22 protein-coding genes are annotated in these 26,024 nt (G+C 39.8%); 9 read left to right on the top strand and 13 right to left on the bottom strand.

The window, feature by feature from the left end; genetic code table 11:
* Positions 1-285, top strand: coding sequence for a DUF2442 domain-containing protein (locus tag IPM71_02810; GenBank protein QQS51673.1), 285 nt, complete (start codon positions 1-3; stop codon positions 283-285).
* Between the two features lie 181 nt (positions 286-466).
* On the opposite strand, the gene IPM71_02805 is transcribed toward IPM71_02810, so the two are convergent.
* The 4 genes from IPM71_02805 to IPM71_02790 form a co-directional block, all read right to left on the bottom strand.
* Positions 467-2,068, bottom strand: coding sequence for a glycosyltransferase family 39 protein (locus tag IPM71_02805; GenBank protein QQS51672.1), 1,602 nt, complete (start codon positions 2,066-2,068; stop codon positions 467-469).
* Positions 2,069-2,223: 155 nt separating this feature from the next.
* On the bottom strand, positions 2,224-2,580 hold the full coding sequence (locus tag IPM71_02800; GenBank protein ID QQS51671.1) for a transcriptional regulator: 357 nt from the start codon (positions 2,578-2,580) through the stop codon (positions 2,224-2,226).
* A 5-nt stretch (positions 2,581-2,585) separates the two neighbouring features.
* Positions 2,586-2,879: a type II toxin-antitoxin system HigB family toxin gene (locus IPM71_02795; GenBank protein QQS51670.1), complete on the bottom strand. Its 294-nt coding sequence runs from the start codon at positions 2,877-2,879 to the stop codon at positions 2,586-2,588.
* 165 nt (positions 2,880-3,044) lie between these two features.
* Complete coding sequence (locus tag IPM71_02790) at positions 3,045-3,452, bottom strand: cytidine deaminase (protein ID QQS52769.1); 408 nt, start codon at positions 3,450-3,452, stop codon at positions 3,045-3,047.
* Between the two features lie 125 nt (positions 3,453-3,577).
* On the opposite strand from IPM71_02790, the gene IPM71_02785 reads away from it, so the two are divergent.
* The gene (locus IPM71_02785; GenBank protein QQS51669.1) at positions 3,578-5,722 is read left to right on the top strand and encodes a SpoIIE family protein phosphatase; all 2,145 of its coding nucleotides are present in this window, start codon (positions 3,578-3,580) and stop codon (positions 5,720-5,722) included.
* A 26-nt stretch (positions 5,723-5,748) separates the two neighbouring features.
* Here the strand turns inward: IPM71_02785 and IPM71_02780 are convergent, their stop codons facing one another.
* Both IPM71_02780 and IPM71_02775 read right to left on the bottom strand, forming a co-directional pair.
* The gene (locus IPM71_02780) at positions 5,749-6,216 is read right to left on the bottom strand and encodes a superoxide dismutase (protein QQS51668.1); all 468 of its coding nucleotides are present in this window, start codon (positions 6,214-6,216) and stop codon (positions 5,749-5,751) included.
* A gap of 82 nt (positions 6,217-6,298) precedes the next feature.
* Complete coding sequence (locus IPM71_02775; GenBank protein ID QQS51667.1) at positions 6,299-6,640, bottom strand: n-acetylglutamate synthase; 342 nt, start codon at positions 6,638-6,640, stop codon at positions 6,299-6,301.
* Between the two features lie 359 nt (positions 6,641-6,999).
* On the opposite strand from IPM71_02775, the gene IPM71_02770 reads away from it, so the two are divergent.
* Positions 7,000-7,461, top strand: a complete 462-nt coding sequence (locus IPM71_02770) for a YbaK/EbsC family protein (GenBank protein QQS51666.1) — start codon at positions 7,000-7,002, stop codon at positions 7,459-7,461.
* Positions 7,462-7,601: 140 nt separating this feature from the next.
* Here IPM71_02770 and IPM71_02765 read toward each other — a convergent pair whose 3' ends face one another.
* From IPM71_02765 to IPM71_02750, 4 genes are all read right to left on the bottom strand, one after another.
* A complete protein-coding gene (locus IPM71_02765; GenBank protein ID QQS51665.1) occupies positions 7,602-8,378 on the bottom strand; it encodes a family 16 glycosylhydrolase in 777 nt (258 codons plus the stop codon).
* A gap of 88 nt (positions 8,379-8,466) precedes the next feature.
* A complete protein-coding gene (locus IPM71_02760) occupies positions 8,467-9,633 on the bottom strand; it encodes an esterase (protein QQS51664.1) in 1,167 nt (388 codons plus the stop codon).
* A gap of 173 nt (positions 9,634-9,806) precedes the next feature.
* Entirely contained in the window at positions 9,807-10,124 is a 318-nt protein-coding gene (locus IPM71_02755; protein QQS51663.1) for a hypothetical protein, read from the bottom strand.
* A 183-nt stretch (positions 10,125-10,307) separates the two neighbouring features.
* Positions 10,308-11,912: a GIY-YIG nuclease family protein gene (locus tag IPM71_02750; protein ID QQS51662.1), complete on the bottom strand. Its 1,605-nt coding sequence runs from the start codon at positions 11,910-11,912 to the stop codon at positions 10,308-10,310.
* A gap of 502 nt (positions 11,913-12,414) precedes the next feature.
* Here IPM71_02750 and IPM71_02745 point away from each other — a divergent pair.
* Both IPM71_02745 and IPM71_02740 read left to right on the top strand, forming a co-directional pair.
* Complete coding sequence (locus tag IPM71_02745; protein ID QQS51661.1) at positions 12,415-14,241, top strand: Na+:solute symporter; 1,827 nt, start codon at positions 12,415-12,417, stop codon at positions 14,239-14,241.
* A 123-nt stretch (positions 14,242-14,364) separates the two neighbouring features.
* Complete coding sequence (locus tag IPM71_02740; protein ID QQS51660.1) at positions 14,365-14,571, top strand: DUF2892 domain-containing protein; 207 nt, start codon at positions 14,365-14,367, stop codon at positions 14,569-14,571.
* A 76-nt stretch (positions 14,572-14,647) separates the two neighbouring features.
* On the opposite strand, the gene IPM71_02735 is transcribed toward IPM71_02740, so the two are convergent.
* Entirely contained in the window at positions 14,648-16,717 is a 2,070-nt protein-coding gene (locus tag IPM71_02735; GenBank protein ID QQS51659.1) for an OmpA family protein, read from the bottom strand.
* Positions 16,718-16,728: 11 nt separating this feature from the next.
* Positions 16,729-17,784, bottom strand: a complete 1,056-nt coding sequence (locus IPM71_02730) for a tetratricopeptide repeat protein (protein ID QQS51658.1) — start codon at positions 17,782-17,784, stop codon at positions 16,729-16,731.
* 148 nt (positions 17,785-17,932) lie between these two features.
* On the opposite strand from IPM71_02730, the gene IPM71_02725 reads away from it, so the two are divergent.
* Positions 17,933-18,286: an Hpt domain-containing protein gene (locus IPM71_02725; protein ID QQS51657.1), complete on the top strand. Its 354-nt coding sequence runs from the start codon at positions 17,933-17,935 to the stop codon at positions 18,284-18,286.
* A gap of 11 nt (positions 18,287-18,297) precedes the next feature.
* Positions 18,298-18,636, top strand: a complete 339-nt coding sequence (locus IPM71_02720; protein QQS51656.1) for an STAS domain-containing protein — start codon at positions 18,298-18,300, stop codon at positions 18,634-18,636.
* Here the strand turns inward: IPM71_02720 and clpB are convergent, their stop codons facing one another.
* Positions 18,637-21,225 carry an ATP-dependent chaperone ClpB gene (clpB, locus tag IPM71_02715; GenBank protein QQS51655.1) on the bottom strand — a complete coding sequence of 863 codons (2,589 nt, stop codon included), beginning with the start codon at positions 21,223-21,225 and terminating at the stop codon, positions 18,637-18,639.
* A 280-nt stretch (positions 21,226-21,505) separates the two neighbouring features.
* On the opposite strand from clpB, the gene IPM71_02710 reads away from it, so the two are divergent.
* Together IPM71_02710 and IPM71_02705 are read left to right on the top strand one after the other, a co-directional pair.
* The gene (locus tag IPM71_02710; GenBank protein QQS51654.1) at positions 21,506-24,595 is read left to right on the top strand and encodes an ATP-binding cassette domain-containing protein; all 3,090 of its coding nucleotides are present in this window, start codon (positions 21,506-21,508) and stop codon (positions 24,593-24,595) included.
* Positions 24,596-24,888: 293 nt separating this feature from the next.
* On the top strand, positions 24,889-25,734 hold the full coding sequence (locus IPM71_02705) for an alpha/beta hydrolase (GenBank protein QQS51653.1): 846 nt from the start codon (positions 24,889-24,891) through the stop codon (positions 25,732-25,734).
* Positions 25,735-26,024: the final 290 nt, after the last annotated feature.

Raw genomic sequence — 26,024 nt, 5'->3', positions numbered from 1 at the left:
ATGAAAATATTGGTAGAATATAGTGATCTTGATGTACAAAGTATTAAAATAGATACCGCCAAATATTTAGGAGATTATGCTATCCGCATTTTTTTTAATGACGGCTCAGAAAGACTGGTAGATTTCAAACCGTTTTTAACTAAATCACTACATCCAACCATTAAAAAATATTTAAGGGAAGATTATTTTTCCGAATTTCAAATTGTAGATGGTAATTTAAACTGGCATGATTACGATTTAATATTTCCAATTTTGGATTTGTATAATGGCAAGTTAGAATCATAATCATCCTGCTGCGAGGTAAAAACAAATGGTCATCGAGCATGCTGTCCTTATTGGTTTACAAAGGTCATCACTCGTATAAAATAACAAATTGCAAACTGATAGGTGATCACTCTAATCCCCCCAACTTATTATATCGCCAATCATTGAAAACTTTAGCAGGATACTTTATTTCAGGGTGGTTTTACAAACCAGTTCGATAGATATAAAAATCCTCATTTTTATTATGAGGGTTCATCTTTTTCATAATTCTGTCGGTAAGGCTGGGTTTTATATAAGCTTCGAAGGCAAGCGACGGATAAATGCCTTTCATTATTTGCACCCTGTTTTCGAGGTCTATATCTTCGACAAACACCACATATTGCGGGTGTGCAACAAGTCCGGGCTGCCGCAGTACTTCGCGCGAGTGAGACACCTGTATGTACGACCAGGGATAATGGATGCGCATGTTGGTACTGTCGTAATTGCTAATTGTTAGTATGTTAAATGCTTTTCCGGCATAGAAAACAGGCATCATCATGGTTTCGCGCCTTCCGGTGTCGTCAATTATTACCGCGTTAATTGTTTTTTCGGTTTTATAGAAATAGTGCATGGCTTCAACCCGCGAGCGTTTCGAATAGGTAAAGGTAATGGCCAGGAGCAAAAGGGTGTTTACTATCCAGAAAAAGCGGTTAAAGTTTTTGTAAAGTCTGTTACGATTCGCCCACCATTTTGATTGATTGTAAAAGTGTTCCCAGCCGATTACACCCAGCATAATTACCATGGGAACAATGGTAAGTATAAATCTTTCCTGCCGGTTGGGGAACCAGGTATGAAACAAGAGGAAAAGGAGCGAGGGGAGAAATACAAGAAGATGGTTTTTTATTTTCAGAAAAAAACCAAAAAACAGGAATAGTCCAATTGGCGGTATGAGCAGACCTGGTAACAGTTGAAAGTACATAAATACATTGTTCTGGTTGCCATAGGCCCCTTTATTCGCCAAATTGTACTGAATATATCCTTCGAGTACCGAGAAGGGTTTTTCCCAGATCAGGTAATCGGGCACGCCTTGTAACACCGCAAATGAAAGAAGTGTGCCAAGGCCGAACAGGAGGGTGGAAAGAAATCTTTTCTGAATTAAAAAAACCAGGCCCATGCCCGCCACATACACACCAGCCTGAAACCTCACAGAGAGCGAAAGCCCGGCCAACAGGCCCGCCATAAAAAAAGCAACTAAAAAGGATTTGTCTTTCTCCCGCATGTAATTGGTTTTCAGAATAAGCCAGGTGCTGCCCAACAAAAGGGGAATGGCAACCACTTCAACCAGGTTGCGCACGCCGAAGAAGGGCATAAACCAGAAAACAGCCAGTAATAGCCCTGCCTGTTTCGCTATTTTTTCCGAGGAGTAATGCTTTGTAATTTGATAGCCAAAATACACGGTGAGTAATGAAAACAAGCCCAGCAAGAGACGTATAAAAAACATCTTGGTTTTGGGGTTCATGATTCCCAGTGTGTGCATTCCCTCAAAAAGAAGGTAGTTGATGCCCGGGTAGAAAAAACTATAAATCGAAGGTTCGGAATCTTCACCTTTTGTACCGGGCAGCCATCCATCGTAATCTTTTCCCTGGGTCCACGACCAGGGTTCTTCGATGGCAATAAAATGATCGTCGTGCATACCATAGCCCTGCGAAAACACCGCTGCCAGTAACCTCAGCACAAGTGCAAGAATTAGTATACTCTGCAGGGGAGATTGTTGCCACTTCAGCAGGAAATACTTTTTTATTTTATTGACGAAAAAAATGTTCATAATCAACGTTTGACTGTAGGGTTTCGTGCGGGATTTCGAAGCTGTAACCTATCAGTTTAAACCGATTTTTTTTACGAACCATCCCGATGTATATTGGGACTCGCTTACCTCTGAAATCCTAATGAACTCTAACATGTGTTAGTAAAATGTACCTATTAATAATCAGCAATTAATGTTTCATATGGAATTTTAAGCTTATCATGCAATCGACGAATCATATCCAATGTCAATTTTCTTTTTTTACTAAAAATCTCCGAAACACGACTTTTATATCCAATAATCTCGGCCAAATCACCTTTTTTCATATCCATTTGCTCCATGCGAAACTTTATCGCCTCAATCGGGTCGGGTGGTCCTATCGGATAATGCACATCTTCAAATTTCTCAATCAAAATACTAAGTATCTCTGCTTCGTCTCCTTCGGGTGAATCAATTGGAGCGTCAAAAATCACCTCAAGTCTGTCTATTGCTTGTTGATAATCCTCTTCTGTTTTAATCACTTTAATATCCATAGCATTCAAATTTTTTCTGCATCAATTTTATCATAATCATCATGTGTGCCAATAAACCGAATAAAAATCCATTGTCTCAAATAGTTGATATGTGTAATCAATCTGTACTTATTGCCACAAATGTTAAAAACCACTCGTCCAGCTCTTAAAATACTCGCTTTCGGATACTCATTTTTAATGTCAGTCGGACTTGTCCAATTTGCTTTGCTTGCTTCTTTATACCAAGTTTTTAACTGATCTTCTGAATCCGCATGCTTTGCCCAGAAATCTCGAAGTATCTTTTTTGCAATGACTCTCATTTTATTATTAATCCATCTGCAGACAAAGATAATATAAAGTTACCAAAATGGTAAATTTGTAGGGTTTATTTTAATAAGAGATGCTTTCATGGCATTTTTGCTAACTCTTTTATAATGCTCAAGATAAGGTATTTTCAATTTCGAGGCAAAATGCCCGTGCAAGAATTATTTCAACTTAAGGTCAACCGGTAAACTTGGCGATGGAAGCAGCTTATCGAGAGTAGTGTCGACCCTTTCTGAAGTGTTGCACACACAAATTATTCGTGCCTGCGGATTAAACTCTGCAATTACCTGCCGGCAGGCTCCACAGGGGTAGGTAGGAGCCTGGGTTGGTGTGTAAATTACCATTGTATCAATAGACTTATTTCCTTGGGCAATACTGCTGAAGATTGCAGTTCGTTCAGCACACATGGTAAGTCCGAACGAAATATTTTCGACATTGCAGCCCGAAAACACCTCGCCCTGGTGATTGATAAAGGCTGCACCAACCGGAAATTTACTGTATACCGAATAGGAATTTCTCGAGGCTGCGCGGGCTTTTTCGATTAGTAAGTCAATGAGTTGATTGTTCATCATTTTTTAGTAAAGGTCAGGCAGAAAGGTATTCGAAATTATTTATTGAAAAAAACGAAAAATTCAGTTAACTTAAAGTCGCCGAATAAGTATACTGTAGAATTTTCGTATAGCTTACACCTTTTATGAAACGACATTTGTTCCTCATTCTTTCCGCTGTTCTTTTTTCACATGCTTTGCTGGCAGCAACAGCTCCAGGCATACAAAAGGGAATCCTCGATTTACGGGGCGGTGTGTTGGAGGTTCACCCTGAGATTAGTTTATCAGGCGAATGGGAGTTTTATTGGCATCAACTTCTCGAACATGAAGATTTTAGCAACCCCAACTTAAACCCTACCCACTTTTTGAAAGTTCCGGCTGTATGGAATACCCTTCAGCATGACAGTGTATTTTTACCTGGCCATGGATATGCCACTTATCGAATCAGGGTTTTTCTTGATGACCACAGTGAGCCAATGGCAATAAAGTTTGGCAGCATCAACACGGCCTTTAGGGCTTATATAAACGATAAACTTATCAATGGTGCAGGCGAAGTTTCGGAAATCAAAAATTTAAATGAACCCGGCTATACTACTGGTGTGGTAATTTTTCAGGCGCCGGCAGATACTTTTGATGTGATTATTCAGGTTTCGAATTATAACTATTGCAAAGGAGGTATTAACAACAACCTCACTACCATCGGAAAAGCCCAGGATATCCAGAACAGCTGGAGCGCTCAGATCGAATTGCTACTGCTCTTACTGGGCTGCATCAGTATTTTTGCCTTTTATCATCTTGGGTTATTTCATTTGAACCGACAATTTAAATCGGCAGGATATTTTGCAATTTTTTGCGTGGTATTAGGTATGCGTGCCCTGCTGGTCAACGAAATCTATTTGTTAAGACTTATCCCATCGTTTAACTGGCTCATACTGGTAAGACTGGAATACCTGACCTTAATGTTTGGTGCGATTACTTTTATGCTTTTCATTAACGATGTTTTTAAAGGATACCGATACAAGAAATTTACGTGGATTGTCTTGTTCTTTAATACTTTATCTGCCATTGTGGTGCTGTTTGCTTCTGTAGATGTGTTTACCAGTTTATTAATTTACTATCAGGTAAGTATGTTAATGGCAGCAGGCTATGCTTTGTTTATTGTTTTTAAAGCTTTGTTCAATGGCAATCGTGCCGCCCGCTACATTGTTTTGGGCCTGGTTATTTTAATTGGAACGATTGTAAACGATGTGCTCTATGTGAATGGGGTGATTCAAACAGGTTTTATTATCACCTATGGTTTTATCATCTTTATTGTTAGCCAGGCTTATATGCTCAGCTACCAGTTTCATCAAATGTTCGACGAAACCCGTAAACTTGCCAGCGACCTCGAAGAAATCAACCAGAACCTCGAGCAAACCATTGTAGAGCGTACGCAGGAAATTACTGATCAAAACCTGTTGTTGGTTGAGCAAAATGAAGAGATAAGCACCCAGCGCGACAACATCGAAAAACAGCATCATCTGGTGATGAAGCAAAAACAGGTAATTACCGACAGCATTAACTATGCCCAGCGTATTCAACGTGCGGTGTTGCCATCGAACAATAAGTTTATAGGGCACTTTAAAGATCATTTTATACTCTACGAACCGCGTGATATTGTAAGTGGCGACTTTTACTGGTTTTCGGTTAAAGACGAGAAAATAATTATTGTAGCGGCCGACTGCACAGGGCATGGAGTGCCAGGCGCATTTATGAGCATGCTGGGTATGGCATTTTTAGCCGAAATTAGCAGGCTGCCAGAGGTGAACACTCCCGCTAAAATGCTCGAATTTTTACGCGAAAAAATTAAACAATCCTTGCATCAATACGACGAAGATGCACTTCAAAAAGAAGGCATGGACATGGCTTTGTGCATTATCAACACACAAAACAACACCCTGGAGTTTTCTGGAGCCTATTCGCCATTGTACCTCATTCGTAACGATGAAATCCTCATACATAAAGGCGACCGGCAGCCCGTTGCAGTATACTTACGCGAAAGGGAGTTTACCAATAATACCATCGAGATATTACCTAACGACCGTTTCTATATGTTTTCCGATGGTTATGCCGACCAGACTCATGGGGTGACCAAGCAAAAATTAATGGTGAAGAATTTCCGCGATTTACTTCTTAAAATCCATAAATTGCCCATGCAGGAACAAAAAATCCTTCTCGAAAAACACCTCGAGGAATGGAAGGCTGGCGGACCACAAATCGATGATATTCTGGTGATAGGGTTCCAGCTTTAATGGTTATTGGAAAATTTCCCTTTACCTTATTCAAAGTAAGCATGCTCGAAACTATGCACAGTATCGCGCATTTTATCGATAATGGCAAGGTCGGTGGTTTGTTTGCTCTTCATGGCATATACCAGCAATTGATGCAGCAGGGTAAGCTGTTGGATGTATTTGTTATAAGCCTCAGTGTTGGAAATATCAGTAGGCTTTAACCGCTGGTGCAGAAAATACTGACTTACAATGTCCTGAAGTTGGGTAGCATGTTCCTCTTTGTTGATTACCCAGCGTGTCAGTTGGTTGTAATCAATCACAGCAGCTTTGGAAAGTTCCTGAATCTGCGACATCGATTTTTCAATTGTTTTAATGTGCTCATACATTAACGAAATGCGCAGAGAATCGCCATATATACCACAAGGGATTTCGCAGTGGGCATAGGCCCGGTTGTTAAAAGTGAATAGAGCTGCGATGAGCATAGCGGAGATTGCCAAAAGTTTTAAAGTTTTCATAGATGTATTTATTTTACACTTATGAAACCATCAAACAATCATTTGGTTTATTATCTGGTTAAAATAAAAGCCAAATTCCCGTTTATACTTCAATAATTTCCGATTCTCCTTCGCTATAATCGCGGCAGGTCCATTTCCAGTATTCTTTGAACACGCGTTTGCCGTTAATGGGTTCGGAAGGATAAGAACGACAATTGCCCGTCATTAACTCAAAGCCGGTGTTGATGTGCTGATAAATAAACTCGAGGTACTCATCGTTTACCACTTTACCCAATAGCTGTCCCTTTACAATACCACCTCCGTAATAATCAGCCCACACCAGGTTATCTTTCTGATGGTAATGAAACACGGTATCGGCTTGCAATTCTCCGTTTTTTGTATTGCTCAAAACATGAAAATAGATGTTATCGATGTTGATTTTCATACGGACTGGTTTGTTTTCTTTCGATAGTGGATTAAAAGTACAAAAAATGGTTCGATTTGCCATTGGCATAAATATCAACCCACTCTGTTTTTATCTACTTTATTCCTTGGTTTTGGACGGATATTTCAATAAATTTACTATCACCGTCTGGCTACTTCAGCGTTTTTAAATACGCACGCTTGTTCATGCCATCGATTGGCATTCTGTTGAAAAGTTTTTACTTCCTCTCACCTTTTAATCGCAACAACAGTTTTAATTTCTGTTTTGAAACTGGAAAAAGTTCATCAAAAAAAACCGGATTTGAGTTCTTGAAAAATAGTATTTAAACTTGAAACTCAAGGACAGAAAAGGAGGTTAGTATGCCTGCAAAAAGAATTAAGGAATTCCTCGACAACCAGGGGATTAAATATTATGTAATCACTCACTCCATGGCCTTTACAGCCCAGGAAATAGCAGCTTCGGTGCATATCAGTGGCTATGAGTTGGCAAAAACAGTGATTATAAGAGTTAAAAATAAACTTGCCATGGCGGTTCTGCCTGCTACCTACAAGGTAAATTTTAAACAATTGGCTAAGGTGGTGGGTACCGAGGATATTGCCCTGGCTCACGAACAGGAATTTCAGTTTCGTTTTCCGGAATGCGAAGTAGGAGCTATGCCACCCTTCGGAAACCTCTGGAATATGGATGTGTATGTAGCTGAAAAGCTTGCCCGTAACAGCGACATTGTCTTTAATGCCGGTTCGCACACAGAACTGATCCGCATGTCGTTTGCCGATTTCGAAAGGCTTGTAAATCCCAAAGTGCTGAGCTACGCTATTTGAAAAGCGGGAAATGATACTATCTTGTGATCTGGGCATGAGTCTTAACTATTTCAATATCATTTGTTGGTTGATAAAGGAAAACTAACCAGCAGGGGCAAAGTTTTGTATTTTCGTTTGAAAATCGGCGCTAGAGGGGGAAATCAATTCAAGGGTGTAAATTTTATCCAGTCAATTTGATAGAGGCATTCTACATTAGCTGTTGGAGGCCCATTTACCCAATTTGTTGAAGACCACAAGTTCAATTTTAACTGATAATTAGAACTAATATTTATATTGGATTCTGTATAATTATAGGTCAAAAGCACCTGGTTATCGACAAACCATTCAATATGATTAGGAGTAATTTCAAATCCCCAAATATGAAAATCATCTGATGGGTTAAAATTTAAATCAACATCAGGATTTGTATCAAAACTAGTGGAGCCCGATTTATGAACTGCAAAATGCACTTTTCCTGTATTTGCTCCAAAAGCAAATGTGAGAAATTCGATATCTATTTCTTCCTTGGTTCCATCGCTTGATGAGGCAGGAGTACTAATATCATCCCAATCAATTGTATAAAAAGAAGCACAAACTCCAGCTTCTTTGGGTGGTTTTAGCCTGGCTTCCCACCTACCGTATGAGAATTCCTTTCTGGTTTGGATAGCGGAGCTTAAATATCCGTTATTAGGGTCATTGATAAAAACCATATTCAAATAGCCATCTGAAGCATAACATCTTTCAGTTCCTGTTTTTCCACCATGTTCAGTCCAGGTTGCTACATGCCATATGGAATCATTTATCGAGTTTCCATCGAAGTTTTCGATAAATCCATTTTCTAAAGATAATTCCTCAGATTTATCGCAACTGGTATTGATGAATAAAATACTCGAAAACACGATAAGAATTAAAAAAATGAACCAATATTTTATTTTCATAAGTGTATAAATAAAAGATTTAATTGTCAGATTAAATCAAAACTATTTCAGCTAAACCCTCATGCACTATGCCATGTGTTGTGTGTGGCTATTCATTTTCATCCATATTTTTTTCGATTTCTAATATGAATTCTTTTTTTAATTCAGGCTTAATTATTACATTATTATAGGTTCCAACAATTTGCAATTCTGACTCCCAATTTCCCTTCGTAAATTTAAATTGAGCCGGACTTTGAAGTTTTAGACTTATTTCTCTTTCTAATTCTGTGATTTTTTTCATTTCAATTTTGTTTGGGTTCCAATCTCCTAAGTTGTCTTGATTACCTGTTATATAAATTACATCCTCTTTTTTAGGAACTTTTACTCTTATTGTAACTTCATATTTTTCTTGACTTAATTCGCTTTCTTGCTTTTTTTGAACATTTTTAAAGTAAAATTCCAATGCATTATTTAAACTTGGTGGAAATGTATTCCAATGATTATTATTTGGAAATTCATCAATTTCAACTGTAATGTTTTTATCTTTTAGAGAGTCTTTAAAAAACGAATAAACTTTCTCTCTTGCTGGTTTCCACTCTTTCCAATATTCAATGCCTTCGTTTGCATTGCTTAAATAAATGAAAGTTGGTTTTTTGATTTTTGTATAGTCAAAATTTGTGAGTTTTTTACTTAATTTATCCTCGTCATACTCAAAATTAGGTGATATTGCAATGTAATTTTGAAATAGATTTGGTTTTTCAAGCAATGAAAATAAAATAAACGATGCTCCTAAAGAGTGTCCTACTGCAATGTTCTGGTTCAACGTTCTGTATTTTGAATTTACAAAAGGAATAACTTCTAATTCAACATAACTTAGAAAATTGTCAGCATTTCCTGAATATTTTCCGTATCGGTTCTTTGAATTTTCAGTTTCCAAAACCGGTAATAAGTCGTTATTTCTTGAATAGTCAAGTTTTTCATTGTAAGGCGAAGATATTCCAACTACAATGAAAGATTTATTCCCATCTGTTAAAAAAGAAATTATTGAACTTGTATAATCAAAAAACTCTCTGTTTTGGCTGTCAAAAACATAAATTACATTGAAATATTCGTTTGTTCTCCAATCATAATCCACAGGTGTATATATCAGAATTTCTCTTTCTTGATTTAATACTTTCGATTGGATTTTTACATTTTTAACTCTGGCTATTGGTTGGGCAAAAGCTTGGTTAAAAAATACGATTAACAAAAAAATAATTCCAAATTTCAATTTCATCTCTGTTGTTTTTTACACACACATAACGTTTTATGGTTGCGAGACGTGCGTGGAGTACGGGGCGATAACCAATCAGTGTACAATGAGTTTCATTTACGAGCCACTTACTTTGCTCTCTCAATCATTACTAAGCTTTTCTTAATTATTTATCTTTTGCTAAAACACCTAAAAAATTATCCAATAAATTTTGCACCTGCTATTCCAATGCCTGCCCCAAGTATTAAAGAAAAACCTATCATTGGGATAATAGCTTTCTTATCTTTGGGGTAAACGATAATCATTACAGGTATTGCCGATAAAAATGAAATAATAATTCCTTTTAACCAAGGGTCTATTCCCCAATTCACAAAAGGAATTATCAATCCAAGAACAAAATAATGTACAAAGGCTGAAATATTAGACACTTTTTCAAGTTTCATAATTATCATTGGTGTAACGTCTATCAGCCCTGCTACTATTCCAATTATTACTGCAATTAAAAAATCATTCATTTTATATTTCTTTTGTTATTGAACTTTCACGTCTGCCCGCATGCCACACAACGGTGAGTGTATGGTGTCGTAAGGGAATGCGGACTTCAAATCTATCAAGTTGGCACCCAAAAATGAAGCGGGTGATACTGCTCGAAAACCACTGAAACCCTTATGCACTATACATATTGTTGTGTGGAGTAATTATTCATTTATCTTATTTACCACACTATCACAAATATCTAATATTAATCTTAAGTCACATCGAAAAAACTCACGTCTTGATGTCAATCTAAAATCTTTTAATTTTTCGTGAATTTGTTTTTCTGCTTCAATACAATCTTTTGTATAATAACTATTTATTACGAAGAATTTATCTGCTGAACTTGTGTTAGATAATTCCTTTTGTCGTTTTTCTGTATTTCTTTTTGTTAAACCAACTTTAAAAATATTCTCTTCATGAGTTGGCTGTCGCATAACATAAACATAACCTGCATTTTCCGTATCGTAATAATCAGTCCCTTCCACCTTTGTTACACCTTTTGGACATGAATAATATACATCGTTTCTCTCAACCCATGTTTTGCCAATAATTTTTCGTCCATTCTTATCAAATCCTTCTTCATCAATTCCAATCCTTTTCCAGTAACCTGTTTTCTCAACTTTAAAACTATCATCGTTTAATTCAACTTCTTTAATAACCGATTGAGAAGATGATTCTAAATAATAAAAAGGTTTACCAAACAATTTATATTTACTCGGTACAGATGCATATTCTCTTTTCGAAAAAGGACCTTTTATTAAAACGTTAAGAGAAGTTTCATAGGTCACTTCAACTAATCTATCCTCATTCTCAAAAATATAGTATGGTAGAGCTAAACAATATTTCCCAAAATCAAATACTGCATCATAGTTGCTAAGTTCTTTAAGATGGGTTTCGATATATTCTTTTATTTCCTCCTTTGTCAATGAATCATCTTTTGAAAAAAAAGAATTAAAATCGTCTGTTACAATGTGGTAGATTATATTTTCATCTCTAGCAACATGCCTGATATCAATTGTTTTTTTCTCTAAATCAAATAGGATTCCAACCGAATGCAGCCAAAGGTCATCCCGTCCTTTAAAATGAATTACTTTAGGCTCCCCTTCATCTTCAATTTCTAGCCCCAACGATTTTTTATATGGACTAATTGATTCTTGAACAGTTTTCCTAGTATGGTTTTTAAAATATTCGGATGCCTTTTCTTTATTATATGATTCTCCTGCTTGCATTAATATCGAGACTTCATTACCCTGTCGGGACAATGATAAACTCCCGACAATAAATGTTTTACCTATACTATTTGAAAAATTGATTTCATCAAATCCATTAGTAAATGAAAAGTTATATATTATATTTTCAGGAATATTTTCGTAGAAATCAATACTATCTAAATCAAAGTCTGGTTCAGTAACAAAATCTAAAAAATCAATGAGCGACAGACCATAAGATTCTTCCTCCTCAATGAGTTGTATTATTGAATTAGGATGATTATAGACAAAAAAAGGCTCTATTACATTGAAAGAAGTAGGAAATGAATTAGGGCCATATTTTAAAAATCTTCGTGCATAATCCTTAAGGTAGTTCCTTAATGTTTTTTCATTAAGCTTATCAATCCCATTTGCAAGTTGCACCGCAACAATTTGACGACCTGTATCAAATTGTTTTTTCATTATCTTCCATAATCCAGGATTGTTCTGTTTGAGTTTATCAACATCAAAATACTCTTTGGATGGATTAATTTTTGAAAATCTTTCTTTAGGTCTCATTTTCATAGATTATGGTGTCCGCTTTTATTCCACACAACTTGATATTATCAGCAACTTACACAATTAATTTCAAACCAGAAAAACCATTTCAATTAGTTCTGGCTTATGTGTGCAAGGTTAGCAGCAAGTCCCAATGGCATCCTGCAGTGTTTCTCCTTCCTCAAAAAAACCAAAGACTTGGTGAATAACTTGCATTTTACAAGTAAGCCACTGCCCGCGTATACCAAAGCCCTGCAGGCATGGTTTTAATGGATTTCGTTCGCGTAATCTCGGCATGGCAGGCGAGAAACGAGCGTGGCAATCTTTTTAATTCAGCGAGGCTTTAATTTTAGAAACACGAATGAACTAAAATCATCAAGTCGAACCAATCCCCATCTACCAGCATCAGGAGCTTTGTTTTCAAGCATGTCGCTTGGCGGTTGATAAAAGAAGGCAACAGGGCAGGGGCAAGATTTTATATTTTCCTTAGTTTAGCTGCCACAAACAAAGCATTTTTAAAGGCATGATTATTTCAACCCTCGACTGGCTCATTATTGCAGCTTACTTTGTGGTAAGCATTGCTATTGGAATAATACTCTCACGACGTGCCGGCAACAGCACCAGCGATTTCTTTTTAAGCGGGCGTAAGTTGCCCTGGTACATCGCAGGCACCAGCATGGTGGCAACCACCTTTGCAGCCGATACTCCCCTGGCTGTTACCGAGCTGGTAGCCCAGAAAGGGATAGCCGGAAACTGGTTGTGGTGGAATTTTTTGTTCGGTGGCATGCTCACGGTGTTTTTCTTTGCCCGCCTATGGCGAAGGTCGGAGATTATGACCGATGCGGAGTTTGTTTCCATTCGCTATTCGGGAATGCCTGCCCGCTTTTTACGCGGTTTCAGAGCGGTGTATGTCGGCATTTTAATGAACGCCATTGTAGTGGCCTGGGTCAACCTGGCCATGGTGAAGATTCTTCAGGTAATATTTCCCGATTTTTTATTCTTTGGAAAAGAATCCATTGAGTTTGCCGGCTTTGTCTTTAGCTCGCACCTGCTGGCTGTCGCCTGCCTCATGTTGTTTGTGGCAATATATTCTTCCATTTCGGGTTTATGGGGTGTATCCTACACCGATACTTTTCAGTTTATCATGGCCATGGCCGGCAGCATTGCCCTGGCGGTATTTGCTTTGCGGCATCCTTCGGTAGGAGGTATTGCTGGTCTGAAAGCGAATCTTCCCGAATGGGTATTTCACTTTACCCCCGAAATTGTTTCTACCGATTCAGGGGCCACCGGTGCTACCGGGCTTATACGCATGACCGTGCTGGCCTTTATTGCCTATATGGGCGTTCAATGGTGGTCGAGCTGGTATCCGGGTGCCGAACCCGGCGGTGGGGGTTATGTGGCCCAACGCATGATGTCGGCAAAAGACGAAAAACATTCGCTGCTTGCAACTTTGTGGTTTCAGATTGCACATTATGCCCTTCGTCCCTGGCCCTGGATTATCGTGGCCCTGGCAGGTTTGGTGATGTATCCCGATGTGCCTATGGAAAACAAAGGGGCTACTTATGTCATGGTCATCCGCGATATACTGCCCAGCGGAATGGTGGGCTTAATGCTGGCTGCTTTTCTGGCTGCCTATATGTCTACCATTGCTTCGCAAACCGTATGGGGCACTTCTTATATCATCAACGATTTGTACCGGCCTTTTGTAAAGCCATCGGCCACCGAGAAGCATTATGTACGCATTTCGCGCATCACCACCTTTGTGCTCATGCTGGTAGCTTTCCTCATTACGTCGAAATTGGAACTGATAAGCCAGGCCTGGAAGATTGTGCTGGTGTTAAGTGGGGGCATAGGGCTGGTATTGATTTTACGCTGGTTCTGGTACCGCATCAATGCCTGGACAGAGATCGCAGCCATGCTGGCTCCATATGCCATCTATCCGGTTCTTAAATCAGTTTGGGGTCTCGATATCACCGGGGCCGATTTTGAAGTGAGTCTCATGATTATTGTGGCATGGACCACGCTGGTATGGCTGGTGGTTACCCTTCTTACAAAACCATCTGATATCGAAACCTTAAAATCGTTTTATACGCGTGTACACCCCGGTGGTGCCGGTTGGAAAAAGATAGCAGCCTTATTGCCTCATGTGAAAGGCGATACCGGTTATGCCAGGCTTTTCGCAAACTGGTTTCTGGGCTGCCTGCTGATTTTGTTTGCGCTTTTTGCCATTGGTAAATTTATTTTTGGCGAATGGCTGATGGCGTGCCTGTTTGTTTTCTTCGCCTTGCTAAGCGGAGCTGGCATCCTATTCAACCTCAATCGCAGCGGATGGAATAAAATTGTTTCCTGAGTTTTCTGAAGTTATCTAGATCCTTTCGATAAGCTATCGTGTGTTTTGGACGATTTTGACTATCGAACAACATCCGCGTTTGCTTGTTTTACTTCATATTTTTTCACTTAAAAAAATAAAAAGATGAAGAAGAACATGGGAAATGCAGACCGCATTATTCGTTTGCTGGTTGCCGCTTTGCTGGCAATACTATTTTTTACAAATGTAGTAAGTGGTGTATTAGGCATTATTCTGCTGGTGGTAGCCGGTGTTTTTGTGCTTACCAGTTTTGTGAGCTTCTGCCCTTTGTATGCCATTTTTGGAATGAGTACCTGCAAGGTGAAGCAATAAGAATCTAAAGTACAAGGCAAAAAGAAAGGACAGCCTTTGGGAGCTGTCCTTTTTCGTTCTTATTTACTTTGTTGGCTTACTTTTTAATAATCTTAAATTCCACGCGGCGGTTTTTCGCTTTGTTTTCGTTCGTGTCGTTGGGGAAGAGCGAGAACTGGAATCCATAACCTTTGTACTGCAGTCTGTCTGCAGAAATGCCCTGTGCTACCATGTAGTCGACACATGCTTTTGCCCGTGCTTTCGAGAGGTTTTCGTTGTACTTCTGGGTACCCACATTGTCGGTGTGACCGCTTATTTCCAGCACAATAGAAGGATTGTTCTGCATCAGTTTCACTACCGAATTCATGGTCTGATACGAGTCGGGCAATAATTCCGATTTTCCTGTTTCGAAATACACATTTTTCAGAATCATTTTAGCCCCTACTTCAATATCGTCCAGCACAAAATCGCGTATGGCCACTTTCTTGTATGTTTCGCCCACCAAATTCATTTCGTTGAAACTCATCAGGTAGCTTTGTGCATTGATTTCGAGGTCATATACTTTAGCCAGGGGTATTTTTACGCGGTATTGCCCCAAACTGTTGGCCTGCACTGTCATTATAATTTGTTTCGACTGACGGTCGGTAATGTCGAGTTTGGCCTTCACAGGCTTTTTCGTTTCGGAATCGGTAATGGTTCCACGCACCAAAATGCTGGTGTCTATCTTTGGTAAAAGCGGTTTTTGGAACCAGATATCGAAAGGTGGCGTTAAACCTGCCAGAGGCATGTAAAAGCTACCCAAAACGGCTTGTTTCACCGAACCCAGATAAATGATTTTATAAATATCGAGTGCTCCGATACCACTTTCACGGTTGCTGGAATAATAGGCAATTTTATCTTTCTCGGTTTCGAAATAAAACCCATCGTCACTAGGTGTGTTCACGGGGTAACCAAGGTTTTCCGGTTCAGACCAGGTGTTGTTAGAAGTTAAACTGGTTTTGAATACATCGTAACCCCCAATGGAATTATGGCCTTCGGTAGAAAAGAATAAAGTGCTGTCGTTTTTCGACAGGCTTATGCCCACTTCGTCATAAGCGGTATTGATGTTGTTGCCTATGTTAACGGGCTTTGACCATTTGCCTTTTAGGTTTTTTTGCGCAAAATAAATATCGGTGCCTCCATAGCTATCTTTTTCGTTGGAGGCTGTAAAATATACTCTTTGTTCGTCGGCAGTGATGCAAATGGTTGTTTCGCGGTGTTTTGAATTGAATTTTTTTACTGGTTTAGGTGTACTCCATTTTTGTTTTTCTGCATTGTATTCGCAAAGATAGAGGTCGCCATTGTTTTCGCTTCCTTTGTATAGGTAGAGCTTGGTTTTATCTCTCGAAAGACTCACCACAGCAGTGTGGGTAGTGCTTTTTTTGCCTACAATTTTATCGCTAATCCTTTCGGCTGGTGTCCATTGCCCATTTTGGAATTTTGAAAAATAAACATCCTCAAAAAACTTGTCGTCCACAGGGCTACGTTTGCTATTTTCTGTTAACTGCCGGCGGGTTGTAAAGTACAATTCTGTTTCCGTGGGGTCCAGGGCAAACGAATACTCATCAAAAACCGAGTTGACATTCTCACCCAGGTTGTTAATTACTACCCGTTTGGGGTCGAGCACAAGTTCGCGGCCACTTTTGCATTGTCTTATCAGCAGATTAACCCGGTCGAGGTATTGGAACTGATATTTCTTAGGCAGGTTCTTCAGAAAGAGGTTGTACTCTTCGATGGCATCATCAAACTGGCTCACCTGGTGGTAGGCCATTCCCAGCAGAAGGCGTATGTCGAAACTTACTTCAGGTTTCAGCTCAAAAGCTTTTTGAATGTATTTAATCGATTCGAATTTATTGTCGGTAAAAAGGTAGCATTTACCAATCATGTAATTAAGTTCTGCATTGTTGGGGTTGTATTTCCATGCTTCGAGGTAATAATCGCGGGCATCGCGGTAAGAGCCGGGTCCGGCAGCATAAAGACGGTTTCCGTCGCGAAACGAATACCAGGCTTCTTTAAAACCTTCTTCTTCCACTTTGAAAGCACTTTTTTTAATGCGCAAGGGTGCTTGTTGCGCATGGCTTAGAATTGAAAGGGATATGATAGAGATGATTAAGAAAATACGTGCCATGGTGGGTTATGTTATTTGGAAGAGCATTCGGTTAAATAATTGTCGGCTTCGTGAAGCCCCATTTCTTTGGCAATACGCCAGTCTTTGCAAGCTTCATTGAGTTTGCCCTGCAATTCAAAGGTTAACCCTCGGTTGAGGTAAGCCGGGGCATAGCTCGAATTGGTTTCGAGGGCCTTGTCGAACCATTGAATGGCTTCCTGCAGGTTACCTTTGCTCTGTTCCAGGCTACCCAGGTTGGCCATTATCTCTGCCGATTCGGGCTGAAGTTCGTAAGCCTTCAGAAAATCTTTTTCAGCATTTTCTAAATTGCCCTGAGTAAACCGAACGGTACCACGGTTATTGTATACTTTGTAATTAAGCGAGTCGATTTGGAGTGCCTTCGAATAATCTCTTTCAGCACCCTGGTAATCTCCTATTTCTTTTTTTGTATCGGCCATGTTGAAATATGCCAGGGAAAAAGCTGTGTCGTAAGTGGTGGCAAGTCGGTAATCGTATATGGCTCCCTGTAAGTCGCTTAACACTCTTTTTGTAGTGGCCCGGTTATGGTAAGCCATTGCATAATCGGGTTTTAATTCAATGGCTTTTGTAAAATCAGCCATTGCAGCTGTTGGATCTGCTTCGATAAGGTTCATCAAGCCCCGGTAAAAATAAGCATTAGCAGTAGTATAGCCATTAACAATGGCCTTATCGAAATCTGCAGAAGAGACTCTGGAAGTATCTTGTGTAAAGAAGGTAAATGCAATATTGAAATACGCTTCGCCATAAGTTGAATCGAGGTCAATGGCATGGGCGAAATCATTTTCTGCCTCGGTAAACTGTGCTTTGGTGAAATAAACTTTGCCCCTTTGGTTATAGGCTTGTGCGTGTAAAGGGTTTATAGCGAGCACGCTGTCGAGGTAATACAGAGCAGCAAAATAATCCGGTATCAGAAGGTTTTCGATGGCCTTGTAATAAAGATCTTCGGTGAGTTTGCTTTTCCGGTAGGCTTCGTCTTCGTTCACCTCCTGCGAAAGAAGAGTCATGGCCGTTACAAAAAAAATCAGAATCAGACATTGCAGGGATTTCATTGGAAAACGATTTTGGTTATGAATTTATCATACGACAAACCCCTTTGCAGGGTTTGGATATTTTATTTACCAGAGCTTTATCTCCGGTAAAATAAAAAAATAAATTATATTTATTCAAAATTTGTTATACAGAGATTTTAACCACACTATGAAAACTGACCTGACTTATCTGAAGAATATGGCTGCAGGTAACAAGGAGCTTGTTATTGAAATGATCAATATTTTTAAGAATCAGGTCGAGGAGTTTAACGAAGAAATGACCATTCTTTACGATAAAGGCGAATACGAGTTACTTGGAAAACTGGCCCATAAGGCAAAATCGTCCATATCCATTATGGGGCTTCACGAACTGGCCCTCGACTTAAAAACTTTTGAGAATATGGCCAAAGCGGGTATCGATTCCGAAAAGTACCCGGTTTTTATCGGCCGCTTCAGAGATGAAACCAGCGAGGCTGTAGCTGAGCTCGACGAAATACTAATGAATATCGACATTTACTTTTAAAACCTGCAAGTATGTTAAAAGTTGAAAAGATTAACAATGTAACTGTGGCTCGTTTCGACAATACCGACCGTTTTAATGCACTGATTACCGAACCGGTGAAAGAGCAGCTAAAATCGTTGTTTAATGAGCCCAATACCAATCTTGCTTTAAATCTTGAAGGGATCCGTTTTATCGACAGTTCCGGTTTTGGGGTATTTCTTTCGATTATGAAAGCTGCTGCCAACAACCATGGGCATTTTAAAATCTGCTGCATTGGCAACGAAGTAATGGAACTTTTCCGCTTACTTCAGCTGCACAATGTGTTCGAAATCCACAAAACGGTCGACGAATGCGTGGCAAGCTACCTTTAGTTAATTCTTAAAGGTTAGATTTTTACCATCGTAGCCGATTTGTATGGTCTGGTTTATTTCAATATTTCCACCGATTATTTCTTTCGACAACCTATTCAGTATTTCGCGTTGGATAGCCCTTTTAATTGGCCGTGCTCCAAATTGAGGGTCGTAACCTGAGTTGGAAAGATGATCCAAAGCCTCCTCGCTAAGGCTAAGTTGAATGCCTTGCTTTTCGAGTCGGCGGGTAACCAGTTGAATTTGCAGCCTGATAATGTCCTTCACTTCAGTTTTTGTTAATGGAGTAAAGAAAATCAACTCATCGATGCGGTTTAAGAATTCCGGTCGCATGGTTAGTTTCAACATTGCAAGTAACTCATTTCTTAGGTTTTCCATCTCAGAATCATCCTTATTGGCACCATCCTGGTTCATCCTGTCCAGAATAAGGTTCGACCCAATGTTGCTGGTCATTATTATAAGGGTGTTTTTAAAATTCACTACCCGGCCTTTGTTGTCAGTCAGCCGGCCATCGTCGAGCACTTGCAGCAGAATGTTAAACACATCGGGGTGTGCTTTTTCTATTTCGTCGAGTAAAATTACCGAATAGGGTTTATGGCGCACAGCTTCTGTTAGTTGTCCTCCCTCGTCGTATCCTACATAGCCGGGAGGGGCTCCGATTAACCGGCTTACCGAATGCCTTTCCTGGTATTCCGACATGTCGATACGGGTCATCAGGTTTTCGTCGTTGAACAGCACTTCTGCCAATGCCTTGGCCAGTTCGGTTTTACCCACTCCGGTACTGCCCAGAAAAATAAACGATCCCATTGGCCTGGAGGTATCTTGCAAGCCAGCCCTGCTGCGTCTGATGGCATCAGAAACGGCTATAACAGCTTCGTCCTGGCCAACCACACGTTTGTGAAGTTCTGATTCGAGATGCAACAATTTGTGGCGTTCACCCTCGAGCATTTTTGTAACCGGTATTCCTGTCCAACCCGATACAATATGGGCTATATCCTCGGCGGTTACTTCTTCTTTAATCAGTGCACCATTCAAATGTTTTTCTTCCAGTTGTTTTTTATAGATTTCTATGGCTTCCTCTGCCGCTTTAATTTTGCCATAGCGCAATTCGGCCACCTTGCCATAATCGCCTTCACGCTCGGCTTTATCGGCTTCAAATTTATACTGTTCAATGTCTTGTTTGTTTTTCTGAATTCCATCCACCAGCTCTTTTTCAGCCTTCCACTGGGCGCGCAGCCTTACCCGTTGATCGTTCAGATCGGCGAGTTCCTGATTCAGTTGTCCGGTTTTTGCTTTGTCGCCTTCTCTTTTGATAGCTTCTTTTTCAATTTCGAGTTGTTTGATTCTGCGTTCAATTTCGTCGAGTTCGGCAGGCAGAGAGTTCATTTCGATGCGCATTTTGGCAGCTGCTTCGTCAATCAGGTCAATAGCCTTATCGGGCAAAAACCTCTCGTTGATATAACGAGTGGAGAGCTCCACTGCAGCAATGATAGCTTCGTCTTTGATTCGTACTTTATGGTGGGTTTCGTAACGCTCCTTAATGCCTCTCAAGATGGATATCGCACTTGCCTGGTCGGGTTCGTCGACCATCACCACCTGAAAGCGGCGTTCCAGGGCTTTGTCTTTTTCAAAATATTTCTGGTATTCATTAAAGGTAGTAGCACCAATGGCTCTAAGTTCACCACGCGCAAGGGCGGGTTTCAGTATATTGGCGGCATCCATGGCACCTTCTGATTTACCAGCACCAACCAGAGTATGGATTTCGTCGATAAAAAGAATGATTTCTCCTTCAGCCTTAATTACTTCATTCACTACTGCTTTAAGCCTTTCTTCAAATTCGCCCTTGTATTTGGCTCCGGCAATAAGTGCACCCATGTCGAGCGAAAATATTTGTTTACTCTTTAAATTATCAGGCGCATCACCCGAAACAATTCGCTGGGCAAGGCCTTCGGCAATGGCAGTTTTTCCAACACCTGGTTCACCAATCAGCACCGGATTGTTTTTTGTTCGGCGCGATAGAATCTGCAGTATACGGCGTATCTCATCATCCCGTCCGATCACCGGATCGAGCTTGCCGTTCAATGCCTGTTGATTGAGATTGATGGCATAGCGGTTAAGAGCATCGTAAGCATTTTCTGCTGACTGACTATTCACCTTGCTACCCTTTCGGAGCTCGGCAATAGCCAGGTCGATATTCTTTTCTGTGAGACCGTTGTCTTTGAGAGCCTTTGAGATTGAGTCGCTGGTACTCACAATACCCTTCAGAAGGTATTCGACCGATACAAACTGATCTCCAGCCTTTAATGCAAAATCCGTGGCTTTCTGTAGAGCTGTAGAAGCATTGGAAGAGAGGTATTGATTAGCACCTTCTACTTTGGAATAAGTAGTGAGTAATCGATTCGCAAGCTCGCTGATCATGGCTTTGTTGGCTCCCACTTTCCCCAGAATAAATCCAAGTACATCTGCAGCATTTTCCTGCATTGCCAGATAAATATGTGCTATTTCAACGCTTTGGTTGCCATTGTTTTGGGCAAGCATGAAGGCCTGTTGAATGACTTCCTGTGCCTTGAGGGTAAACTTATCTATGTTCATAGTATTGCATTTGTGAGAGTGGTTTACAAATAATCTACCACACTCATTGCTAAGACAAAACGACTTGTTTAAACCAAACTAAATGACAAAATGACCTAAGGAAAAAGGAGAAGAGAAAAATTCAGGTAGAAAACCAATTGTTCAAGAAGCATAGCAAAAATCTGGCGAATATTTATTTATTTCGTTAATTAATTCTATTATTACAGCGAATTCTATTTCAGTCCGATACTTCGTTTGATTTTTACCCAGGCGCATATCGGTTTAATACAACGCAAAACGGATGAGTGAACAGATTCTACAAGCATTAATGGAGCTTTTTGCCATTATTGTAAGGCCCGACAGCAACGAATCGAGTGGGTTAGACCGCCGGCCTGTAGTAGAATCGTTTTTACACCGACAGCTTAACCAGGACCTTGTGCCGGTTTACCTGAAACTTTACGATAGCTTTTATCTAAAACACCGCGACCTTAACAGTAGAAAAGGGGAAAGGAGAGTTGGTCCGGATTCGGTGAAAATATTACGAATTTGCGATTCCATTAACAGTGAGCTTACCCAGCAGCAGAAGTTTATTATACTTATACACCTCTTTGAGTTTGTGAACATCGATCGCAACGAAATTTCTGACCAGGAATTTGAGTTTATCAGCGTTGTTTCCGATTCGTTCAACATCGACAGAAGGGAGCATGACGATATCCGCGACTATACCATCTCGACCGAAGAAGAAGAGCCTGTATCGGAAAACATTTTAATTTTTAAGAATTTTAAGAACGAGGAAGAGAATCAATCCATTTTCCCTGAGTTAAAAATACACGGGCAGTTGCGTATTCTGCATGTAGCGTCTGCCAACATGTATTTTATTCGCTACCTGGGCCAAAGCGAGCTATACCTGAATGGTCAGTTGCTGCAACCCGAAAAGGTTTATGTGTTTAATACCGGTTCATCCATACGCAGCCATGCCATTCATCCGATATATTACAGCGATGTGGTAGGGCATTTCCATTCCGAAACCACCGAATCGCGTATTCTTTTCGAAGCCAAAGATATTTCCTTTACTTTTAAAACAGGGAGCATTGGTTTGCACCCAATGAGTTTTTCAGAAAAATCGGGCCGCCTGGTAGGTATTATGGGAGCCAGCGGAGCCGGAAAATCCACCTTGCTGAATATTCTGAATGGAACCCACACGCCTGTAACAGGCAGGGTGACTATTAACGATACAGACATTCATCGTGATAAAAAGAAGGTGGAAGGTCTGATAGGTTTTGTGTCTCAGGACGATTTGCTCATTGAGGAATTGAGTGTTTATCAAAACCTTTACATCAATGCCGAATTGTGTTTTAGCAATTACTCGCCAGAGCAGCTCAAAGCTACGGTCGATAAAATGCTGCAGAGCCTGGGACTTTTTGAGATAAGCGACATTCAGGTAGGTTCTCCCCTCAATAAAAAAATAAGTGGCGGCCAAAGGAAAAGGCTGAACATAGCACTGGAACTTATTCGTGAACCCAGCATCCTGTTTCTCGATGAGCCTACTTCGGGTTTGTCTTCCCGCGATTCGGAAAACATCATGGACCTGCTGAAAGAACTTTCGTTAAAAGGTAAGCTGGTGTTTGTGGTGATTCATCAACCCTCGTCGGATATTTTTAAAATGTTCGATAAGCTGCTGATACTCGATACCGGAGGCTATCTGATTTACGATGGCGATCCGATTGATTCGATTTTGTATTTCAAATCGAAAATACAACATGCCAATTATAACGAGAGCGAATGCAGGGTGTGCGGCAATGTGAACCCGGAACAGATTTTTAATATCGTTGAATCGAACGTGCTCGATGAGTATGGCAAATTTACGCTTAACCGAAAAATATCGCCCAGACAATGGTATAACTATTATATCGAAGAGCGCGAAAAGAAAGAATCAGGACAAGCGGGTGAAAAGTATGAATTGCCTCGCATATCGTTTAAAATACCCAATAAACTCAGGCAGCTAATCATATTTGTGAAGCGCGATGTGCTTTCGAAACTTTCCAATACCCAATACCTGGTAATTAATTTTCTCGAAGCCCCTCTGCTTGCATTTATTCTGGCTTTTATTATCAAATATTATAACGTTAGCGAAACCAACGAATTAGGATATACCTTATCGGGCAACAGCAATCTTCCGGTTTATATTTTCATGTCGGTCATTATTTCCTTTTTTATGGGTCTTACCGTAAGCGCCGAGGAGATTATTAAAGACCGCAAAATATTGAAGCGCGAAGCTTTTCTTAATTTGAGCTGGTCGAGCTTTTTGTTGTCGAAAGTAAGTGTGCTGCTGGTGCTTTCGGCCATACAGGCAATTAGCTTTGTGTTAGTGGGAAATAGTCTGCTGGAGATTAAAGGAATGTACTTTCAGTATTGGCTTGTTTTATTTAGTTGCTGGGTTTCGGCCAACATGATTGGTTTGGTTATTTCCGACAGTTTTAAAACTGTGGTAACTATTTATATCCTGATACCATTTTTGGTTATTCCCCAAATTATATTGAGCGGTGTAATTGTAAAATTCGAAAAACTTAATCCTTCCATTTCAGCGCCCGACCGTATACCCGGTTATGGAGAAATTATCACTGCTCGCTGGGGATATGAAGCTTTAGCGGTATACCAGTTTATGTCGAACGAGTACATGCGCGATTTTTATTCGTTTAACAAACTGATGAGCCAGTGCGAGTACAAAAAGAATTACTGGGTGAAAAACCTTGAGAATAAAGTGGATTTTCTGGCAAAATATTCTGACGATGTGAGCCAACAGGATAAGGTTCAGAATTACCTTGTTTTGCTTCGTAACGAATTTGCCAAAGAAATGGCACAAAACAAAGTTGTGAAGTTTGAATACATGAGCGCACTCGAAAGTGGTAAGCTAGATTATGCCAGTATTGAAGCAATGAAAGAATACCTTCGAACCATTAACCGGTATTACATTCGCGGTTACAACAAGGTAAATGACGAGCGCGACAAGCTGATCAGGCAAATGGAAAATACGCCCGAAAAGCGCGAGGCTTTTATGCAATTAAAACGTAGGCACCATAACGATAAGCTTACCGAGTTTGTGCAGAATACCAACGAGGCTGTGCGCATTATCGAGTACAAGGGGGAGTTGATTCAAAAAATAGATCCTGTTTACCTCGACCCTGAGGCATTTCCATTGATGGCTCATTTTTATGCACCGCGCAAGTACTTATTTGGCAGTTATTGGAATACCTTTTGGGTGAATATTGCAGTAATCTGGTTCATGAGCTTACTTTTTTACCTCACACTCTATTTCAGATTGCTGAAAAAAATGTTCGATTGGTTCGAAAATATCGGCATCAGTAAAAAAATAAAAATGCGCCACGATTAGCTTTTCCGGTTATAAGCAGAAATATAGTTGGTTTTTTTTCGGCTGTTGATTGGAAGAGAAATCAGAATTTGGAAGAGATCAATTGCTCAGCAAAATAAGCGATGCATATTCGGATAGAGGAAGCTTACTCTGAGATACCTTTTATGCTACCAGATCATTCACCCTTAAGTTGCATGCCCACATCAATGCCAGATTATTTACCTCAAACTAATCAGTAAAACTTTAGAATTTCTATAAAGCAGAATTTTTCTCTTTGCCAGAATATAAAATATGATACCTCTAATATCCTACTAATGAAACCTCTTCTAATCATCATCTTAGTGCTATTAAATTACTTTGGCATTCAGGTCTTTTCTCAAGAGACTAATAATAACTCTAGAATAGGTTCTAATACCGAAATAGGGAAATATATAGCAATTGATAAAAGTAAAATCTACTATGAAATATATGGACAGGGAACGCCACTTTTATTACTGCATGGTGGGCTTGGTTCAATCGAAAACTTCAAAAAGTGTATTCCAGAATTGGCATCGCACTTTAAGGTAATTGCACTGGATTCTCCTGGTCATGGAAGATCCAGTCAAACCGATAGCTTATCTTATGAGTTTCTTTCCGATAAAATCTCAATTTTTATCGATTCACTTCAATTAGATAGTCTATATGTGATGGGATGGAGCGATGGAGGTGTCATTGGGTTAATATTAGCGTCCGATAGGCCAGATAAAGTAAAAAAGCTAATTGCTGTAGGAGCAAATTCAAGATTAGATGGAATTGATGAAATGGAGATCGCATGGATGAAAAATGAGATGATTGATGGGTTTAAAAACAATAAAGACTGGTTAGATGCCTATTTATCTTTAACCCCAGAGCCTGAACGGGTTGATACTTTCCTGAAAAACACACAAAAGATGTGGTTAGCGGAGGTTTATGTTCCAGAATCCAAAATCAAGGCAATTTTAATCCCAACAATGATTGTTCAGGGAGACCGTGATGGGATTAGGATTGAACATACAACAGAATTATATAGAAATATTGACCAATCTCAATTGTGTATATTGCCTCAAACTTCTCATTTTGTTTTTGATGAAAGACCAGAATGGATATGCACCCTTGCAATTGATTTTTTTGGTTTAAAATAACTGCAATGCATATCCAAAGCCAGACATATAAAAAGGCTTTTTGTTTACCTGGATAATATTATGTCTTAAAATTTCCAACGATTTTCTTTACACAAGAATCTGCAGCCATATTTCTACTAGTTTTATTCAACCCTTTACAAAAGGTATGTTGGCCAGGCAGCAAAATAGAACGATGACAAGTCTTTAAAACACCTTGTTTGCTTACATGCTCAAAACAACTCTTTCAGAAAACAGACATTTAACTTGCAAAAGCATAAAAAATCAGGCTGTTTGATGGGTATCAAACGGCC

The organism is Bacteroidota bacterium (assembly GCA_016699695.1).
In the GTDB taxonomy this organism is placed as follows: domain Bacteria; phylum Bacteroidota; class Bacteroidia; order Bacteroidales; family UBA10428; genus UBA10428.
Note: the sequence above shows the minus strand (reverse complement) of the source record. Positions and strands in the feature narration are given on the sequence as shown.

Excerpts from the sequence above, each read along its gene's own strand:
- IPM71_02800 (QQS51671.1), bottom strand. The coding sequence starts at position 2,580 with ATGGATATTAAAGTGATTAAAACAGAAGAGGATTATCAACAAGCAATA.
- IPM71_02740 (QQS51660.1), top strand. The coding sequence starts at position 14,365 with ATGAAGAAGAACATGGGAAATGCAGACCGCATTATTCGTTTGCTGGTT.
- IPM71_02705 (QQS51653.1), top strand. The coding sequence starts at position 24,889 with ATGAAACCTCTTCTAATCATCATCTTAGTGCTATTAAATTACTTTGGC.
- IPM71_02805 (QQS51672.1), bottom strand. The coding sequence starts at position 2,068 with ATGAACATTTTTTTCGTCAATAAAATAAAAAAGTATTTCCTGCTGAAG.
- IPM71_02795 (QQS51670.1), bottom strand. The coding sequence starts at position 2,879 with ATGAGAGTCATTGCAAAAAAGATACTTCGAGATTTCTGGGCAAAGCAT.
- IPM71_02785 (QQS51669.1), top strand. The coding sequence starts at position 3,578 with ATGAAACGACATTTGTTCCTCATTCTTTCCGCTGTTCTTTTTTCACAT.
- IPM71_02775 (QQS51667.1), bottom strand. The coding sequence starts at position 6,640 with ATGAAAATCAACATCGATAACATCTATTTTCATGTTTTGAGCAATACA.
- IPM71_02725 (QQS51657.1), top strand. The coding sequence starts at position 17,933 with ATGAAAACTGACCTGACTTATCTGAAGAATATGGCTGCAGGTAACAAG.
- IPM71_02810 (QQS51673.1), top strand. The coding sequence starts at position 1 with ATGAAAATATTGGTAGAATATAGTGATCTTGATGTACAAAGTATTAAA.
- IPM71_02730 (QQS51658.1), bottom strand. The coding sequence starts at position 17,784 with ATGAAATCCCTGCAATGTCTGATTCTGATTTTTTTTGTAACGGCCATG.
- clpB (QQS51655.1), bottom strand. The coding sequence starts at position 21,225 with ATGAACATAGATAAGTTTACCCTCAAGGCACAGGAAGTCATTCAACAG.
- IPM71_02745 (QQS51661.1), top strand. The coding sequence starts at position 12,415 with ATGATTATTTCAACCCTCGACTGGCTCATTATTGCAGCTTACTTTGTG.
- IPM71_02735 (QQS51659.1), bottom strand. The coding sequence starts at position 16,717 with ATGGCACGTATTTTCTTAATCATCTCTATCATATCCCTTTCAATTCTA.
- IPM71_02760 (QQS51664.1), bottom strand. The coding sequence starts at position 9,633 with ATGAAATTGAAATTTGGAATTATTTTTTTGTTAATCGTATTTTTTAAC.
- IPM71_02790 (QQS52769.1), bottom strand. The coding sequence starts at position 3,452 with ATGAACAATCAACTCATTGACTTACTAATCGAAAAAGCCCGCGCAGCC.
- IPM71_02765 (QQS51665.1), bottom strand. The coding sequence starts at position 8,378 with ATGAAAATAAAATATTGGTTCATTTTTTTAATTCTTATCGTGTTTTCG.
- IPM71_02770 (QQS51666.1), top strand. The coding sequence starts at position 7,000 with ATGCCTGCAAAAAGAATTAAGGAATTCCTCGACAACCAGGGGATTAAA.
- IPM71_02710 (QQS51654.1), top strand. The coding sequence starts at position 21,506 with ATGAGTGAACAGATTCTACAAGCATTAATGGAGCTTTTTGCCATTATT.
- IPM71_02755 (QQS51663.1), bottom strand. The coding sequence starts at position 10,124 with ATGAATGATTTTTTAATTGCAGTAATAATTGGAATAGTAGCAGGGCTG.
- IPM71_02780 (QQS51668.1), bottom strand. The coding sequence starts at position 6,216 with ATGAAAACTTTAAAACTTTTGGCAATCTCCGCTATGCTCATCGCAGCT.
- IPM71_02750 (QQS51662.1), bottom strand. The coding sequence starts at position 11,912 with ATGAGACCTAAAGAAAGATTTTCAAAAATTAATCCATCCAAAGAGTAT.
- IPM71_02720 (QQS51656.1), top strand. The coding sequence starts at position 18,298 with ATGTTAAAAGTTGAAAAGATTAACAATGTAACTGTGGCTCGTTTCGAC.